This window comes from Mycoplana azooxidifex (genome assembly GCF_014196765.1).
In the GTDB taxonomy this organism is placed as follows: domain Bacteria; phylum Pseudomonadota; class Alphaproteobacteria; order Rhizobiales; family Rhizobiaceae; genus Mycoplana; species Mycoplana azooxidifex.
The window spans coordinates 110194-126357 of the sequence record NZ_JACIEE010000011.1 but is presented as its reverse complement, the minus strand read 5'-3'; the positions used below and the strand labels follow the sequence as shown (position 1 = coordinate 126357).

Annotated in this window: 13 protein-coding genes; 9 read left to right on the top strand and 4 right to left on the bottom strand. The window is 63.4% G+C overall.

The window, feature by feature from the left end; translation table 11 throughout:
• Window positions 1-31: 31 nt before the first annotated feature.
• The 4 genes from GGQ64_RS23185 to cysD all read right to left on the bottom strand — a co-directional run bounded on the left by GGQ64_RS23185 (window position 32) and on the right by cysD (window position 5475).
• A complete protein-coding gene (locus GGQ64_RS23185) occupies window positions 32-1438 on the bottom strand; it encodes a KpsE/RkpR family capsule polysaccharide export protein (RefSeq protein WP_183807710.1) in 1407 nt (468 codons plus the stop codon).
• 233 nt (window positions 1439-1671) lie between these two features.
• Window positions 1672-2469, bottom strand: a complete 798-nt coding sequence (gene cysQ / locus GGQ64_RS23180; RefSeq protein ID WP_183807709.1) for a 3'(2'),5'-bisphosphate nucleotidase CysQ — start codon at window positions 2467-2469, stop codon at window positions 1672-1674.
• Between the two features lie 214 nt (window positions 2470-2683).
• On the bottom strand, window positions 2684-4576 hold the full coding sequence (cysN, locus tag GGQ64_RS23175) for a sulfate adenylyltransferase subunit CysN (protein WP_183807708.1): 1893 nt from the start codon (window positions 4574-4576) through the stop codon (window positions 2684-2686).
• A complete protein-coding gene (gene cysD / locus GGQ64_RS23170; protein WP_246422871.1) occupies window positions 4576-5475 on the bottom strand; it encodes a sulfate adenylyltransferase subunit CysD in 900 nt (299 codons plus the stop codon). The genes cysN and cysD overlap by 1 nt, the downstream gene beginning before the upstream one ends.
• Window positions 5476-5888: 413 nt before the next feature.
• On the opposite strand from cysD, the gene GGQ64_RS23165 reads away from it, so the two are divergent.
• From GGQ64_RS23165 to GGQ64_RS23125, 9 genes are all read left to right on the top strand, one after another.
• Window positions 5889-8315, top strand: a complete 2427-nt coding sequence (locus GGQ64_RS23165; RefSeq protein ID WP_183807707.1) for a GcvT family protein — start codon at window positions 5889-5891, stop codon at window positions 8313-8315.
• A gap of 292 nt (window positions 8316-8607) precedes the next feature.
• Entirely contained in the window at window positions 8608-9510 is a 903-nt protein-coding gene (locus GGQ64_RS23160; protein WP_183807706.1) for a branched-chain amino acid ABC transporter permease, read from the top strand.
• A 4-nt stretch (window positions 9511-9514) separates the two neighbouring features.
• The gene (livM, locus tag GGQ64_RS23155; RefSeq protein WP_183807705.1) at window positions 9515-10906 is read left to right on the top strand and encodes a high-affinity branched-chain amino acid ABC transporter permease LivM; all 1392 of its coding nucleotides are present in this window, start codon (window positions 9515-9517) and stop codon (window positions 10904-10906) included.
• Entirely contained in the window at window positions 10906-11802 is an 897-nt protein-coding gene (locus GGQ64_RS23150) for an ABC transporter ATP-binding protein (protein ID WP_281380584.1), read from the top strand. The genes livM and GGQ64_RS23150 overlap by 1 nt, the downstream gene beginning before the upstream one ends.
• Window positions 11802-12527: an ABC transporter ATP-binding protein gene (locus GGQ64_RS23145; protein WP_183807703.1), complete on the top strand. Its 726-nt coding sequence runs from the start codon at window positions 11802-11804 to the stop codon at window positions 12525-12527. Before GGQ64_RS23150 ends, GGQ64_RS23145 begins: the two co-directional genes overlap by 1 nt.
• Before the next feature lie 105 nt (window positions 12528-12632).
• Complete coding sequence (locus GGQ64_RS23140; RefSeq protein ID WP_183807702.1) at window positions 12633-12977, top strand: DUF6867 family protein; 345 nt, start codon at window positions 12633-12635, stop codon at window positions 12975-12977.
• Window positions 12978-13096: 119 nt separating this feature from the next.
• Window positions 13097-14215, top strand: coding sequence for a branched-chain amino acid ABC transporter substrate-binding protein (locus GGQ64_RS23135; protein ID WP_183807701.1), 1119 nt, complete (start codon window positions 13097-13099; stop codon window positions 14213-14215).
• 117 nt (window positions 14216-14332) lie between these two features.
• A complete protein-coding gene (locus tag GGQ64_RS23130) occupies window positions 14333-15304 on the top strand; it encodes a 2-hydroxyacid dehydrogenase (RefSeq protein ID WP_183807700.1) in 972 nt (323 codons plus the stop codon).
• Window positions 15305-15651: 347 nt separating this feature from the next.
• On the top strand, window positions 15652-16038 hold the full coding sequence (locus tag GGQ64_RS23125) for a hypothetical protein (RefSeq protein ID WP_246422870.1): 387 nt from the start codon (window positions 15652-15654) through the stop codon (window positions 16036-16038).
• Window positions 16039-16164 lie beyond the last annotated feature (126 nt).

The following is a 16164-nucleotide window of genomic DNA, read 5'->3' as shown; positions in this document are numbered from 1 at the left end:
GTGCGCCCCTATGCGCCGCTCTGGCCGTGGGTCAAATCGCGTGATCCTTGACCGATTTGTAGACGAAGAAGCCGATCAGCCACGCCGCGAAGAAGACGAGGAAACCGAGCATCGTGTTCAGGACGCGCTTCGGATAGATGGCGATTTCCGGTGTCCGCGGCGCGACATAGGTGGCGAAGAAACGCTCCTGCTTCTGTGCCTCGACCATCGCGGTCTCGAGACCGGCAAGCGATGTCGAGTAGGCCTTTACCGCAAACTCCTCATCGAGCGAAAGCTGCGTGAACGTGTCCATCACGTCGGAGAGCGTGCCGTTGTCGGCTTCCGGATTGCGGCCTGTCTTCTGGACTGTGCCGGATCCGACGCGTGCCTTCTGTTCGGCCAGTTGGGCCTCGAGTGCGACAATACGTCGCTCCATGACCTTGGCGGATGGAGCTTCCCTGCTCGCAGCCGTGACCAATGCCTTGTAGCGGGCCCGGACAGAGGCGAGTTCCTGCTCGATCGAGCCGATGATCGACGATTCCATCGACGCCAGTGCCTTCGGGTCGAGCGCCTGCTGCGTCTGGCGCAAGTCCGACAATTGCCGGCGAACGGCGCTCAGCCGCTGTTCCGCACGGTCGACCTGCTTGTTGACGACCTCGGTGTACTGGATGCGCGACTCTTCGGACAGTCTGTTCACAAGGTTTTCCGAGACGAGGAGAATGGCGTCCGTGATCTTCTTGGCGTCTTCAGGAGCAAAGGCGTAGACCTGCAATGTGACGTTGCCGGTCGTCGAATTGAAGCTCACATTCACCATGTTGCGCCAGTAGCTGACGAACTCGTCCAGCGGTGCGGCGGGGTCGGTCTTGTAGACGAAGTCGATAATGTCGTGCGCGTAGAGCGTGCGCACGTCCAGGCCTGCCTGATCCTTGATGTCCTGCAGGACCTGCTGCGAATGGATGTAGTCGGCGACGATGTAGGAATCGCCCGCTTCCGCCGTGGCTCCCATCAGGCTGCCGAGGCCCAGCGCATTGAGCGAGCCTTGGCTCGAGCCGCGCACGGCGAACTGCGTTTCCACCTCGTATTGCGGGCTGGCCGTGAAGGCAAAGTAGAGACCGGTCAGAATCGTCGGCAGGATCACCGCCAGGGCGAAGGAAATGCCGGTCCACTGGACCTTGCGCCGCCTCTTGGGCAGCACCGGCATCTCGAAGATCGACTTGGTGGAGAACTTCTTGTCGCGATCCGTCTTGGCGGGTGCGAGATCCTCGTCGTCGTCGTCAAAGGGATCGCGTTTGACCTTTCCGCCGGCGCCGACCGAAGCTTCCCGGATCAGGCGGCGCTTCTGCCGCTCTGCGCGCCGCACGATTCGAGCCTTCGCCATGTCCAGAAGATTGCTGGCCTGCGGCTGATCTCGGGTCTCTGCTTCCAGTTCCGGCGCTGCGGGCGCAGTATCTTTCTTCACGTCAATACTCTCGTCTCTGACTTGCAAATATTTACTAACTGCCTGAGGAAGCGGCAGTTTATTCGATCTGCAGCCGTGTTACAAGATGAGCGCTCCCCATATTGTCGGCAGGGAAGATGCTTTCGCTTCGGACCGGCCCGGAAGCGTTGATCCAGGATAGGGTCACGTTTCGTACGCCAATTCGGTATTTTTATGACATCGCACCTGCAGGTCCCGGGCACGCCGGTCGGATTTCAGGCGGCGCGACCCCAGCCGATGAAGGCCGGATTGGCGAAATCCGAATCGGTCTGCTGGTTCGTCTTTCCGTACAGGAAGGGGCTCCCGTCGGGCCGCGTCACGCGTCCGCCGGCTGCGCGCAAGACTGCGTCGCCCGCCGCCGTATCCCATTCCATCGTCCGGCCGAATCGCGGATAGACATCGGCCAGGCCCTCGGCCAGCAGGCAGAATTTCAGCGACGACCCGACCGTGGTGTGGTCGCAGATGCCCGTCTTGAGAAGGAACGCGTCCGTCTCCGGGTCGCCGTGCGTCCGGCTCACCACCGCCGTCAGGCTGGTGCCCCTGGAGCGGCAGCCGATCGGACGGCGATTGACGATGGTGAAATCGTCGGCGACCTCGAACTTTTCCGCAAGGCCCTCGGCGCCCCAGTAGGCGACCTTCAGCGCCGGCGCGTAGACGATGCCCGCGACGGGTACCCCGGCCTCGATCAGGGCGATGTTGACGGTGAACTCGTCACGACGGTTGATGAATTCGCGGGTGCCGTCCAGCGGATCGACGAGAAAGAAACGCCGGCCGCCGACCTCGGGGATGTTCCCCGCCGAGACGGCTTCTTCGGCCACGACCGGAACATCGGGGAAAGCCTCCGAAAGCTGAGCCAGAATGATGGCTTCGGCGCGCTGGTCGGCCTCGGTCACCGGGGTGCAATCGCTCTTCATCGATACGGTGGGTCCCGCCCTGTAGATGGCAAGGATTTCCCGGCCGGCATCGATGGCGGCCTTTGACAGAATTGCTGCGAGGTTTGCCGGTAGTGTCATCGATGGTCCTGCTGTGGTTCTCGTAGGTGCTCGTCTCGAGCCGCGAACGGCACGGAACGGATAGACGGTCCTGACGCCGCAAACCGCTGGCGCACTTTTGCGCGACATGCTCTAGAGCGCCGTGCGTTCATTCGAACGCACAAAGGCCGATCTAGTCTTTTGATTCTAGAGCATTTTATCCGCTTCAGGCGATTTCACCTGAAGGCGGAATGCTCTAGTGCTTGCCGAGGTATTCGGCGATCTGCGTGGCCAGTTCGCCCGGTTCGCGTCCGGCCGTCTTCAGATGGATCTCCGGCGCCTCGGGCTGCTCGTAGGGCGAACTGATCCCGGTGAAGTTTTCCAGATCACCCGCCAGCGCCTTCTTGTAAAGGCCCTTAGGATCGCGCCTTGCGCATTCTTCCAGCGACGTGTCGACGAAGACCTCGATGAATTCGCCATCGAGGAACAGGTCGCGGGCCATGCGCCGCTCCGAGCGGAACGGCGAGATCGCCGACACGATCACGATCAGTCCGGCCTGTGTCATCAGGCGCGCAACCTCGGCGATCCGGCGAATGTTCTCCACCCGGTCCTCCGGCGTGAAGCCGAGGTCGCGGTTCAGCCCATGGCGCACGTTGTCGCCGTCGAGCATATAGGTGTGGCGACCGCTCGCATGCAGCAGCTTTTCCAGCATGTTGGCGATCGTGGACTTGCCTGCACCGGAGTAACCCGTCAGCCAGAGCACGGCGGGCTTCTGGTGCTTCATCGCGGCCCGCGCATTCCGGTCGATATCCAGTGCCTGCCACTGAACGTTGGTGGCTCGGCGCAGCGGATGGTCGATCATGCCGGCGCCGACGGTGGCGTTGGTCAGGCGATCGATTAGCACGAAGTTGCCGGTCGTGCGGTTGGCCTTGTAACTGTCGAAGGCAACCGGCGACTGCGTGGCGATGTTGCAGACGCCGATCTCGTTCATGTGCAGCGACTTGGCCGCCTCGTGCGAGAAGCTGTTGATGTCGATCTGGTACTTGAGCGCCGTGACGGTGGCGCTCATGCTGTCGGTCTCGGTGCGCAGGATGTAGCTGCGCCCCGGCATCATCGGTTCGGCGGAGAACCACACCAGATGCGCCATGAACTGGTCCGCAAGCTGCGGGCGATCGCGCGGGGTGGCCAGCACGTCGCCGCGGGATATGTCGATCTCGTCTTCCAGCACGATCGTGACGGCGTGGCCTTCGGACGCGGCCGGCAGGTCGCCGTCCGCCGTGACGATCGCCTTGACCCTGGACGTCCGGCCGGACTTGGCCACGATGATGTCGTCGCCGACGGCGATGCGGCCGGAGGCGACCTGGCCGGCAAAGCCGCGAAAATCCTGGTCGGGGCGGGTGACGAGCTGGACCGGCAGCCGGAACGGCCTGCCGAGGTCCTGGCCGGCGAGCGGAACGGTTTCCAGATGACCCAGCAGTGTCTCGCCGGTGTACCACGGCATATGCGCCGAATTCGCCGTGACGTTGTCGCCATGGCGCGCGGACATCGGAATGGGTGCGATGGTGGCAAAACCCAGCCCGCCTGCGAAAGCGCGAAACTCCTTGGCGATCTCGGCGAAGACGGCCTCGTCATAGCCGACGAGATCGATCTTGTTGACCGCAAGCACGATGTGGCGGATGCCGAGCAGCGAGGCGATGAAGGCATGGCGGCGCGTCTGCCGCAGGATGCCCTGACGCGCATCGACGAGCACCACCGCGAGGTCGGCGGTGGAGGCGCCGGTGGCCATGTTGCGCGTATATTCCTCATGGCCGGGAGAGTCGGCGACGATGAAGCGGCGCTCGGCGGTGGCAAAATAACGGTAGGCCACGTCGATCGTGATGCCCTGTTCGCGCTCGGCCTCGAGCCCGTCCAGCAGCAAAGCGAAATCGATCGCTTCCCCCGCCGTGCCGTGCCGTGCGCTGTCGCGCTCCAGCGTTGCCAACTGGTCGTCGAAGATCAGCTTGGTGTCGTAGAGCAGGCGGCCGATCAGCGTCGACTTGCCGTCGTCGACCGAGCCGCAGGTGATGAAGCGCAGGAGCGGCTTTTCTTCCTGCTCCGCAAGATAGTCCTGCAGCGTGTCCGTTGCGATGGACGAGGCCAGTACCGCCATCAGAAATAACCCTCGCGCTTCTTCTTTTCCATCGAGCCGGCTTCATCCTTGTCGATCAGGCGCCCCTGCCGCTCGGACGTCCGCGCGGTCAGCATTTCGCGGACGATATCGGGAACGGTGGCGGCGCTCGATTCGATCGCGGCGGTCAGAGGATAGCATCCGAGCGTGCGGAAGCGCACGAGGCGGTCCTCGACCTTTTCTCCCTCCGCAATCTGCATGCGCTCGTCGTCGACCATGATCATCATGCCGTCGCGCTCGACGATCGGCCGCTTGTCGGCGAAGTAGAGCGGCACGATCGGGATGTCCTCCTTCAGGATGTATTGCCAGATATCCAGTTCCGTCCAGTTCGACAGGGGGAATATGCGGATCGATTCTCCGGGGGCGACGCGGGTGTTGTAGGTCTTCCACATCTCCGGGCGCTGGTTCTTCGGGTCCCACGCATGCTGGGCATTGCGGAAGGAGAAGATGCGCTCCTTGGCGCGCGACTTTTCCTCGTCGCGCCGGGCGCCGCCGAATGCCGCGTCGAAGCCGTACTTGTCGAGCGCCTGCCGCAGCCCGAGCGTCTTCATCACGTGCGTGTGGATGCTGGAGCCGTGGGTGAAGGGCCCGATGTTCTGCTCCAGCCCGTCCAGGTTGACGTGAACGATCAATTCCAGCCCGAGGTCCGACACCGTCTGGTCGCGGAAGGCAATCATCTCGCGAAACTTCCAGGTCGTGTCGACGTGCAGGAGTGGGAAGGGCGGCTTGGCCGGGTAGAATGCCTTTCGCGCCAGATGCAGCATGACCGACGAATCCTTGCCGATCGAATAGAGCATCACGGGCCGGGACGAGGTCGCGGCGACCTCGCGAAAGATGTGGATGGCCTCGGCCTCGAGGCGCTGAAGATGTGTAAGCGACATGTTCCGTGTTCCGCTTGCCGTCTCAATAGACCGACGGCAATGGCCTGTTTGCCAGTGCTTGCAGTGCAGAGACTGACGGCTGTTCGTTACAGCCATGTACCCGGCTTTGCGCCAAGGCCGCAATGCTGTCGGGCGAATTCGCACACCATTCTCCGGAAAAGCGCGGCTGCGTGCTTCCAAAGCAACTAAAAAGCGGCATTCGCATGGCGGCGACGGCACCTCGTCATGGCCGCGCGATGGCGGAAATCGGCCAGCGCTGTTCGCTCCGGCGGCTTTGACAGGCCCAACTTTGCCACTACGATCCGTTCCGGCCGACTGCAGCCTGTCGTTGCAGCGGGCAGAGCGACGTTCGACCTCAGCCGCGACGCCTGTCGATCGCGGGCGGGTCCGTGAACCGGGAGTGGAGATCGCCCATGAAAAGTCATGCCAGGGTCGTCGTCATCGGGGGCGGGGTCGTCGGATGCTCGGTGCTGTATCACCTGACGAAGTTCGGCTGGAGTGACGCCGTCCTGGTCGAGCGGTCCGAACTCACCTCGGGCTCGACCTGGCATGCGGCCGGCGGCATGCACACGATCAACGGCGATCCCAACGTCGCCAAGCTGCAGAAGTACACCGTCGAGCTCTACAAGGAGATCGAGGCCTATTCCGGCCAGGACATCGGCCTGCACATGACCTCCGGCATGATGCTGGCGGCCACGAAGGACCGGTTCGACTGGATGAAGTCGATCCTGGCAAAGGGGCGCTACATGGGCCTGGAGGCGGAGCTCCTGACGCCGAAGGAAGCGCACGCGCTGATGCCGCTGCTCGATCCCGACCAGTTCGTCGGTGCGGTCTATGATCCCGTCGAGGGGCACCTCGATCCCTACGGCACCACGCATGCCTATGCGAAGTCGGCAAAGAAGAACGGTGCCGAGATCTACCTGCACACCAAGGTGGAGGACCTCGTGCAGTTGCCCGACGGCACCTGGCGGGTGATCACCAACAAGGGCGAGATCGCCGCGGAACACGTCGTCAACTGCGGCGGGCTGTGGGCGCGCGAGATCGGCCGCATGGTCGGGCTGGAACTGCCCGTGCTCGCCATGGAGCACATGTATCTCATCACGGAGGACATGCCGGAGGTCATCGAGTTCAACAGCACGCAGGGCAAGGAACTGATGCACTGCGTCGATTTCGACGGCGAGATCTATATCCGCCAGGAACGCAACGGCATGCTGATGGGTACCTACGAAAAGGCCTGCCGGCCGTGGTCGCCGCTGTCGACGCCCTGGGACTTCGGCCACGAGCTGCTAGCGGAGGATCTCGAACGCATCACGCCCGAGCTGGAGGTTGGCTTCCGCCACTTCCCGGCCTTCAACAGGGTCGGCATCCGCAAGATCATCAACGGGCCCTTTACCTTCTCGCCGGACGGCAATCCGCTTGTCGGCCCGGTCCGCGGCATGACCAATTTCTGGTCGGCATGCGCGGTCATGGCCGGCTTCAGCCAGGGCGGCGGCGTTGGACTGGCACTCGCCAACTGGATGATCCACGGCGATCCGGGCTTCGACGTCTTCGCCATGGACGTGTCGCGCTACGGCGACTACGCGACGCTCGGCTACACCAATGCGAGGGTTCGCGAAAACTATTCGCGCCGCTTCTCGATCCGCTACCCGAACGAGGAGCTGCCGGCGGCCCGGCCGCTGCTGGCGACGCCGATCTATGACAGGCTGAAAGAGGCCGGCGCCGTCTTCGGGGCGTCGTACGGGCTGGAGCAGCCGCTGTGGTTTGCACCGGAAGGCGCAGAGGACAGCTTTTCCTGGCGCAGGTCCACCGATTTCGACACCGTCGGCGCAGAGGCGAAGGCGGTGCGGGCCAGCGTCGGGCTGATGGAGACCTCCGGCTTTGCCAAGTACGCGATCAGGGGCAGCGGGGCCGAGGCGTGGCTCGACCGGATGCTGACGCCGCGCATGCCGGCGGCCGGGCGCATGACGCTGGCGCCGATGCTGAAGGAAGACGGCAAGCTGATCGGCGACTTCACCCTCGGCAAGCTCGGCGAAGGCAATTTCCTCCTGTTCGGCTCCGGCATCGCCGAGGGCTACCACATGCGCTGGTTCGAGCAGCACCTGCCGGACGACGGCTCCGTCGCGCTCACGGCACTCGGGCTGTCGCTGGCGGGGCTTGCGATCGCCGGCCCGAATGCGCGCGCGGTGATGCAGAAGCTCACCCATCTCGATTTCTCCGACGCGGCGTTCCCGTTCATGACCATCCGCCGCATGGATCTCGGCATGGCGCCTGCCATCGTCGGACGCGTAAGCTATACCGGCGACCTCGGCTACGAGATCTGGGTGAAGCCGGAATACCAGCGCTATCTCTTCGACCTCCTGATGGAGCAGGGCGCGGAATTCGGCATCCGGCTGTTCGGCCTGCGAGCGCTCAATGCGCTTCGCCTCGAGAAATCCTTCGGCAGCTGGGCGCGCGAATACCGGCCGCTCTACGGACCGGTCGAGGCCGGGCTCGGTCGCTTTGTCGCCGTCCGGAAGGAGGCAGCGTTCATCGGCAAGGCTGCGGCGCTGAAAGAGAAGGCGGAAGGCGGCAACCTGAGGCTCAGGACCTTCGTCATCGAGGCGAAGGACGCCGACGTGATCGGCGACGAGCCGATCTATCTTGACGGCGCCGTGCGCGGCTGGGTCACCTCGGGCGGCTATGCGCATGCCGCCGGCGTCTCCGTTGCGATCGGCTACGTCCCGAAGGAGATCGCGGACGTGGAAGAGGGGTGGTCGGTCGAGCTGCTCGGGACGCTGCTGCCGGCAAGGCTCCAGCCCGAACCCCTCTACGACGCGGACGGTTCGCGCATGCGGGGCTGATAATCGCTAGTTTTGCGTGTGGAGCGGCGGTGAGGAGAATACACCGCTGTGGCCGCAAAACCGTGGATTCCTCGGTGTTGCTGCCTTTTTCCCCATCTGAGCGGCTGTATTTTGAGTTTTCCTGCCCGTTTTGTCGTCAAACTCACCAAAGACCCGACGAATTGCGAGGCATGGCCATTTTACGCTTCCCTTTTGGATGGAAAGCAGTATGGAATCCCCCTATTCATGAGCTTGCCTAGGGGGCTCAATAACAAGAGATGCAACCATCAGGATTGCATCCAGGGGATAGGCAATGGAATATTTTGTCCAGCAGCTCATCAACGGGCTGACTCTCGGCTCGATCTATGGGCTGATTGCCATCGGTTACACGATGGTCTACGGCATCATCGGCATGATCAACTTCGCCCATGGCGATATTTTCATGCTCGGCGGCTTCGCCGCCCTGATCGTCTTTCTCATCCTTACCAGCGTGTTCGTCGGCCTGCCGGTCGTGGTCCTGCTGCTTGTGATGATGGCTGCGGCGATGCTCACGGCGTCGCTGTGGAACTGGACGATCGAGAAGGTCGCCTACCGGCCGCTGCGTGGTTCGTTCCGCCTGGCGCCGCTGATCACCGCGATCGGCATGTCGATCACGCTGTCCAATTTCGTCCAGGTCACGCAGGGCCCGCGCAACAAGCCGATCCCGCCGCTCGTCTCGTCGGTCTACAACGTCTTCGGCCTTTCGATCTCGCTGAAGCAGATCCTGATCATGATCCTGACGGTCTCGCTGCTGGCGACCTTCTGGTACATCGTCAACAAGACCGCGCTCGGCCGGGCCCAGCGCGCTACCGAGCAGGATCGCAAGATGGCGGCGTTGCTCGGCATTGACGTCGACCGGACGATCTCCATCACCTTCATCATGGGTGCCGCCCTCGCTGCCGTCGCCGGGACGATGTATCTCATGTATTATGGCGTGATCGTCTTCACCGACGGCTTCGTGCCGGGCGTCAAGGCGTTCACCGCGGCGGTCCTGGGCGGTATCGGCTCGCTTCCGGGGGCCGTGCTCGGCGGGCTCCTGATCGGCCTGATCGAATCGCTCTGGTCGGCCTATTTCACGATCGACTACAAGGACGTCGCGACGTTCTCGATCCTCGCCATCGTGCTGATCTTCAAGCCGTCCGGCATCCTCGGACGACCGGAAGTCGAGAAGGTATAACTCAATGGCAACGACTACCTACTCCACCGAGAACGCCGCCGGGAACCTGACGGCGCGGGCTCTGCGCGAGGGCTTCTATGCCGGTCTCGTCGCCTTCGGCCTGTTCTTCCTGTTCGTCGGCCTGGAGACCACCCAGAACATCCGCAACGAACTGGTTCTCAACCAGCGCTGGGGCCTGCTTGCGATCTTCGTCGCCGTGGCAGCCGTCGGTCGCTTCCTGGGTGTGCTGTATCTCCAGCCCTGGATCGCGTCCCGCAAGGCCGCCCGGGCGGCCGTCGTGGACAAGGCGGCGCCGGAAGGCTTTTTCGTCCGCAACTTCAGCAAGATCGCGATCGTCGCGCTCGTGTTGATGCCGCCCGTCGTCGTCTCGCTGGTCGGCGTGCAGGGCTCGCTGAAATGGGTCGACAACTTCGGCATCCAGATCCTCATCTATGTGATGCTGGCCTGGGGCCTGAATATCGTCGTCGGCCTCGCCGGCCTGCTCGATCTTGGCTATGTCGCCTTCTACGCAGTCGGTGCCTATTCCTACGCGCTGTTGTCGCAGCACTTCGGCTTCTCCTTCTGGGTTCTTCTCCCGCTCGCCGGCATCCTTGCCGCGTTCTGGGGCATGATCCTCGGCTTCCCTGTGCTGCGGCTTAAGGGCGACTACCTCGCGATCGTGACGCTGGCCTTCGGCGAGATCATCCGCCTCGTCCTGATCAACTGGACCGAGGTCACCAGGGGTACGTTCGGCATTTCCAGCATCCCGAAGGCGAGCGTCTTCGGCATCTGGTCGTTCGACGTGGGGGCTGCGAACAACTTCGCCAAGGTCTTCGGCCTACCGATGTCGTCGGCCTACTACAAGATCTTCCTGTTCTACGTGATCCTGGCGCTGGCGCTTCTGACCGCCTACGTGACCATCCGGCTGCGCCGCATGCCGATCGGCCGCGCCTGGGAAGCGCTGCGCGAGGACGAGATCGCCTGCCGTTCGCTCGGCATCAACACGGTCACGACCAAGCTCACCGCTTTTGCGACGGGCGCCATGTTCGGCGGCTTCGCCGGATCGTTCTTTGCCGTGCGGCAGGGCTTCGTCTCGCCGGAATCCTTCGTCTTCCTCGAATCGGCCATCATCCTTGCGATCGTCGTTCTCGGCGGCATGGGCTCGCTCGTCGGCATCGCCGTCGCTGCGACCGTCATGGTCGGGGGCACGGAGCTTCTGCGCGAAATGACCTTCCTCAAGGCGATCTTCGGGCCGGACTTCACGCCGGAACTCTACCGCATGTTGATCTTCGGCCTCGCCATGGTCATCGTCATGGTTTGGAAGCCGCGCGGGTTCGTCGGCAGCCGCGAGCCGACCGCCTTCCTGCATGAGCGCAAGGCCGTGTCCGGCAGCTTTACCAAGGAGGGACACGGTTGATGTCCGCCCTCGAGACGAACGCGATGAACCAAGATCCAATCCTCAAAGTAGAGCATCTGTCGATGCGCTTCGGCGGCCTGATGGCGATCAACGACCTGTCCTTCGAGGCACGGCGCGGCGACATCACGGCCCTGATCGGCCCGAACGGCGCCGGCAAGACGACCGTCTTCAACTGCGTCACCGGCTTCTACAAGCCGACCATGGGCATGATCTCGATGACCCAGCAGTCGGGCAAGAAGTTCCTGCTCGAGCGCATGCCGGATTTCGAGATCACCCGCGATGCAAAGGTTGCCCGCACCTTCCAGAACATCCGCATGTTCTCGGGCCTGACGGTGCTGGAAAACCTGCTGGTCGCGCAGCACAACATGCTGATGCGGGCATCCGGCTACACGATCCTCGGCCTCCTCGGCTTCGCCGGTTACCGTCGCGCGAAAGAGCAGTCGATCGAGATCGCCAAGCACTGGCTGGAAAAGGCGAACCTGCTCGAGCGTGCCGACGATCCCGCCGGCGACCTTCCCTATGGCGCGCAACGCCGTCTGGAAATCGCGCGCGCCATGTGCACAGGCCCGGAGTTCCTTTGCCTGGACGAACCGGCGGCCGGCCTCAACCCGCGCGAGTCGCTGGCGCTCAACGAGCTCCTGCGCTCGATCCGCAACGAGACCGGCACGTCGATCCTGCTCATCGAGCACGACATGTCGGTGGTCATGGAAATCTCAGACCACGTCATCGTGCTGGAATACGGCCAGAAGATTTCCGACGGGACGCCGGACGAGGTGAAGAACGATCCGAGGGTCATCGCGGCCTATCTGGGCGTCGAGGACGAAGAGGTCGAAGAGGTGATCGAGGAGATCCAGGAGATCCAGGAGAGCGATGGCGAGCAGGGGGGCAAGCACTGATGAGCGAGACCCTTCTCAAGGTCCACGCCGTGGAGACCTACTACGGCAACATCCGCGCGCTGGCAGGCGTCGACGTCGAGGTTAAGCGCGGCGAGATCGTCAGCCTCATCGGTGCCAACGGCGCCGGCAAGTCGACCCTGATGATGACCATCTGCGGCAGCCCGCAGGCCCGCACCGGTACCATCACCTTCGACGGCCAGGACATCACCCGGCTGCCGACGCACGAGATCGCGCGGCTGCGCGTGGCGCAGTCGCCGGAAGGCCGCCGCATCTTTCCGCGGATGACGGTCTACGAGAACCTCCAGATGGGGGCCAGCCTCGACAAGCTGAAACACTTCGACGAGGACGTGGAGAAGATCTACACGCTGTTCCCGCGCCTGAAGGAACGCCAGGCGCAGCGCGGCGGCACGCTTTCGGGCGGCGAACAGCAGATGCTGTCGATCGGGCGCGCGCTGATGGCGCGGCCGAAGCTTCTGCTTCTCGACGAGCCGTCGCTCGGCCTCGCACCGCTGATCGTCAAGCAGATCTTCGACGCCATCAAGGTGCTGAACAAGGAGCAGGGGCTGACCGTGTTCCTCGTCGAGCAGAACGCCTTTGCCGCCCTCAAGCTCTCCGACCGCGGCTACGTCATGGTCAACGGCCGGGTGACGATGAGCGGCTCGGGCAAGGAACTATTGGCCAATCCGGAAGTGCGCGCCGCCTATCTCGAAGGTGGACGGCATTGAGGGCGGCCCGCGCATGGACCCTTGGGACCATCCGCAGAACCAAAGCGTTACAGCGACCTTTGCGCGGATTGAACGACGCGCGGCGCTGTAGAGGGAGTATGTGACATGCAGGGAATTCTCTACGAGGAGCCGTCGTTTCTGCAGTTCCTTTTCGTCACCGTCATCATGGGCGGCTGGACCGCCTGGAGGACGGGCAAGAGCGTTGCGGAGAACTGGCAGACCTATCGGACGCTCGTCTTGTACGTGCTTTTGCTGGGGGTTGCGATCCGCTTCATCCACCATGCGTTGTTCCACGGTAGCATGCTGACTTTGCAGTACTATTTCGTGGACACCGTGGTTCTTTTGTTGTTTGCTACGGCCGGTTATCGCTTCTACCGCACGAAGCAGATGACCAACATCTACTATTGGCTCTACGAGAAGGCTTCGCCCTTCTCCTGGAAAGCCAAATAAGAGGGAACCCCAGGCCCGGCGTGCTGGCGCCGGTCTTGGAACAAAGACATCGGCGCAATGGTGGTGGGTATTGCGACCGGTTAAAAAACAGACCTGCCTTAAAATTTGGGAGTAACGAAATGAAGAAGTCTCTCTTGTCTGCTGTTGCGCTGGCTGCAATGGTCGCGTTCAGCGGCAATGCATGGGCCGACATCCTGATCGGCGTCGGCGGTCCGGTGACCGGTCCGAACGCTGCCTTTGGCGCGCAGTTGCAGAAGGGTGCCGAACAGGCCGCTGCCGATCTCAATGCAGCCGGTGGCATCAACGGCGAGCAGGTCAAGATCGTGCTCGGCGACGACGTTTCCGATCCGAAGCAGGGTGTTTCGGTTGCCAACAAGTTCGTCGCTGACGGCGTGAAGTTCGTTGTCGGTCACTTCAACTCGGGCGTCTCGATCCCGACCTCGGAAATCTACGCCGAAAACGGCATCCTGCAGATCTCCCCGGCCTCGACGAACCCGACCTACACCGAGCGCGGGCTCTGGAACACGTTCCGCACCTGCGGCCGCGACGACCAGCAGGGCACGGTAGCCGGCGCCTTCATCGCCGCCAACTTCAAGGATGCCAAGGTTGCCGTCATCCATGACAAGACCCCGTACGGTCAGGGCCTTGCCGACGAAACCAAGAAAGCCATGAACGAAGCCGGCGTCACCGAAGCCCTCTACGAAGGCATCAACACCGGCGACAAGGACTTCTCGGCTCTCATCGCCAAGATGAAGGAAGCCGGCGTCTCGGTCGTCTACTACGGCGGCCTGCACACCGAAGCCGGCCTCATCATGCGCCAGATGAAAGACCAGGGCCTTCAGGCTACGCTGATGTCGGGCGATGGTATCGTCTCGAACGAACTGGCCTCGATCGCCGGCGACGCCGTCGACGGCACGCTGATGACGTTCGCTCCGGACCCGCGCAAGAACGAGGCTGCAAAGGAACTCGTCGAGAAGTTCCGCGCTGCCGGTTTCGAACCGGAAGCCTACACGCTCTACGCCTATGCGGCCGTTCAGGTCATCGCTGAAGGCGCCAAGGCTGCCGGCGGCACCGATCCGCAGGCCGTTGCAGAAGCCATCAAGGCGAAGGGTCCGTTCAAGACCGCCATCGGCGAACTCGGCTTCGACGAAAAGGGCGACATCACCCGTCCGGACTACGTCATGTACACCTGGAAGAAGGGTGAGGACGGCAAGTACAGCTACTTCGAGAACGAATAATCGTTCCGGCGGAAAGGGCGGCGCCAAGACCGCCCCGAACCGGCTGAAAACTGGGTCCGGCGCTTGCGTCCGGGCTCTTTTCGTGTCTGCTGGGCAGCACATGGAACGGAGAGACGAATGAAAAAGGCACGCATCCTGGTCACGCGGCGGTGGCCCCAGGTGGTAGAGTCCGTCCTGGCCGAGCGGTTCGATGCAGAGTTCAACGTCAGCGACCGGCCGATGGACCAGGCGGCGCTGGCAGACGCGCTGGCGCGCTACGACGCCGTGCTGCCGACCGTCTCCGACCGGTTGCCGGCAGCGTTGTTCGAGCAGGATGCGCTTTCGGTCCGGATCATCGGCAACTACGGCGTCGGCTACAACCATATCGATATCGCCGCAGCCTCGGCCCGGGGCATCGCGGTCACGAACACGCCGGGCGTCCTGACGGACTGTACGGCCGACCTGGCGATGACGCTGCTGCTGCAGGTCGCCCGCCGGGCCGGCGAGGGCGAACGGGAGCTGCGGGCCGGTGGATGGACGGGCTGGCGGCCGACCCACATGATCGGCACGAAGGTGACCGGAAAGACGCTCGGCATCATCGGCTTCGGGCGGATCGGCAAGGCAATGGCCAGGCGCTGCCACTTCGGCTTCGACATGGACGTCGTCTTCCACAACCGCTCTCGGGTCGATCCCGCGGAAGCGGCGCGCCATGGCGCGCGGCAGCTCTATACGGTGGAGGAGGTGCTGGCCGCATCCGACTTCGTCTCGCTGCATTGCCCGGGTGGAGGCGAAAACGTGGGGCTCATCGACGCCCGGCGGCTACAGGCGATGAAGCCGTCTGCCTTCCTCATCAATACCGCCCGCGGCGATGTCGTGGACGAGGCAGCACTCGTCAGAGCACTCGCAGACGGCCGCATCGCGGGCGCTGGCCTCGATGTCTACGCGGCCGAGCCGCAAGTGCCGGAGGCGCTGCGGCAGATGGAGAACGTGGTGCTGCTGCCGCATCTCGGAAGTGCGACGGCAGAAACACGCACCGCCATGGGGATGAAGGTGGTGGACAACATCACCGCCTTCTTCGAGGGGCGCGACCCGCCGGATCGGGTGGCTTGAGGCACGCGCACCGCGCGCGGCGCCCGGGCTTCAATCGACGGATGGTCCGTTTTGACTTGTTCCGGGCGTAACCATTGCAGAAATGCAGCACCCCTTCCGGATGTGGCGGGCTCTGCCTTCGGGAGGGCGCGCCCAATCTTGCGCCGCCGCAGGAATCGCGACACGATCTCCGTCACAAGGCAGGCCGGTATGTCCGCGGGTTGGTGGGGGCTGGACACGGCGGCACTTGAACCGATACCGGCCGTTCATGCCGGCATCGCTCCGCGTCCAGGGCCGGGCGCGCGCCGAACAGGGAAGAACGCTCCGAGGCGGGTAAGGCGACAGCTGATCCCGAACTGGAGACATATATGCCCCATCCATCATTGCATGACGGTAAACCGCATCTTCACGCCCGCAGCGCCCGCGCAGTCCGGCGCCGTTCGCTTCCGATCGCCGGCGTTGCCTTGCAGGTCGCGCTCTGGTCCGGATTTGCGCCGCCGGCAAGCGGCCACGACGCGCCGAGCGGCTGGAGCTACCCCTATGCCTGCTGTTCCATGAACGATTGCCGACCGGTTGCCACCAAGGCGATCAGCGAGCGGCCCGAGGGTTTCGTCATCAATGTCACCGGAGAGGTCGTGCCATACCGGGACACGCGCGTCCGCCCGTCGCCCGACGGCGAGTTCCACTGGTGTTCGGTCGCAGGCGGGGAAGGCGGCCGCACGATCTGCCTGTTCGTGCCGCCACGCGCCTATTGATCGGAAGGCAGCGCGTCCAGCCATCCAGGCCCGTCCGGCATAGCCGCTTGAATTGCATCGATTTTTAATGATCCGATTAGCCGGATGTGAAATTCACCCGATTATGTTCACCGCATGCGAATGCGG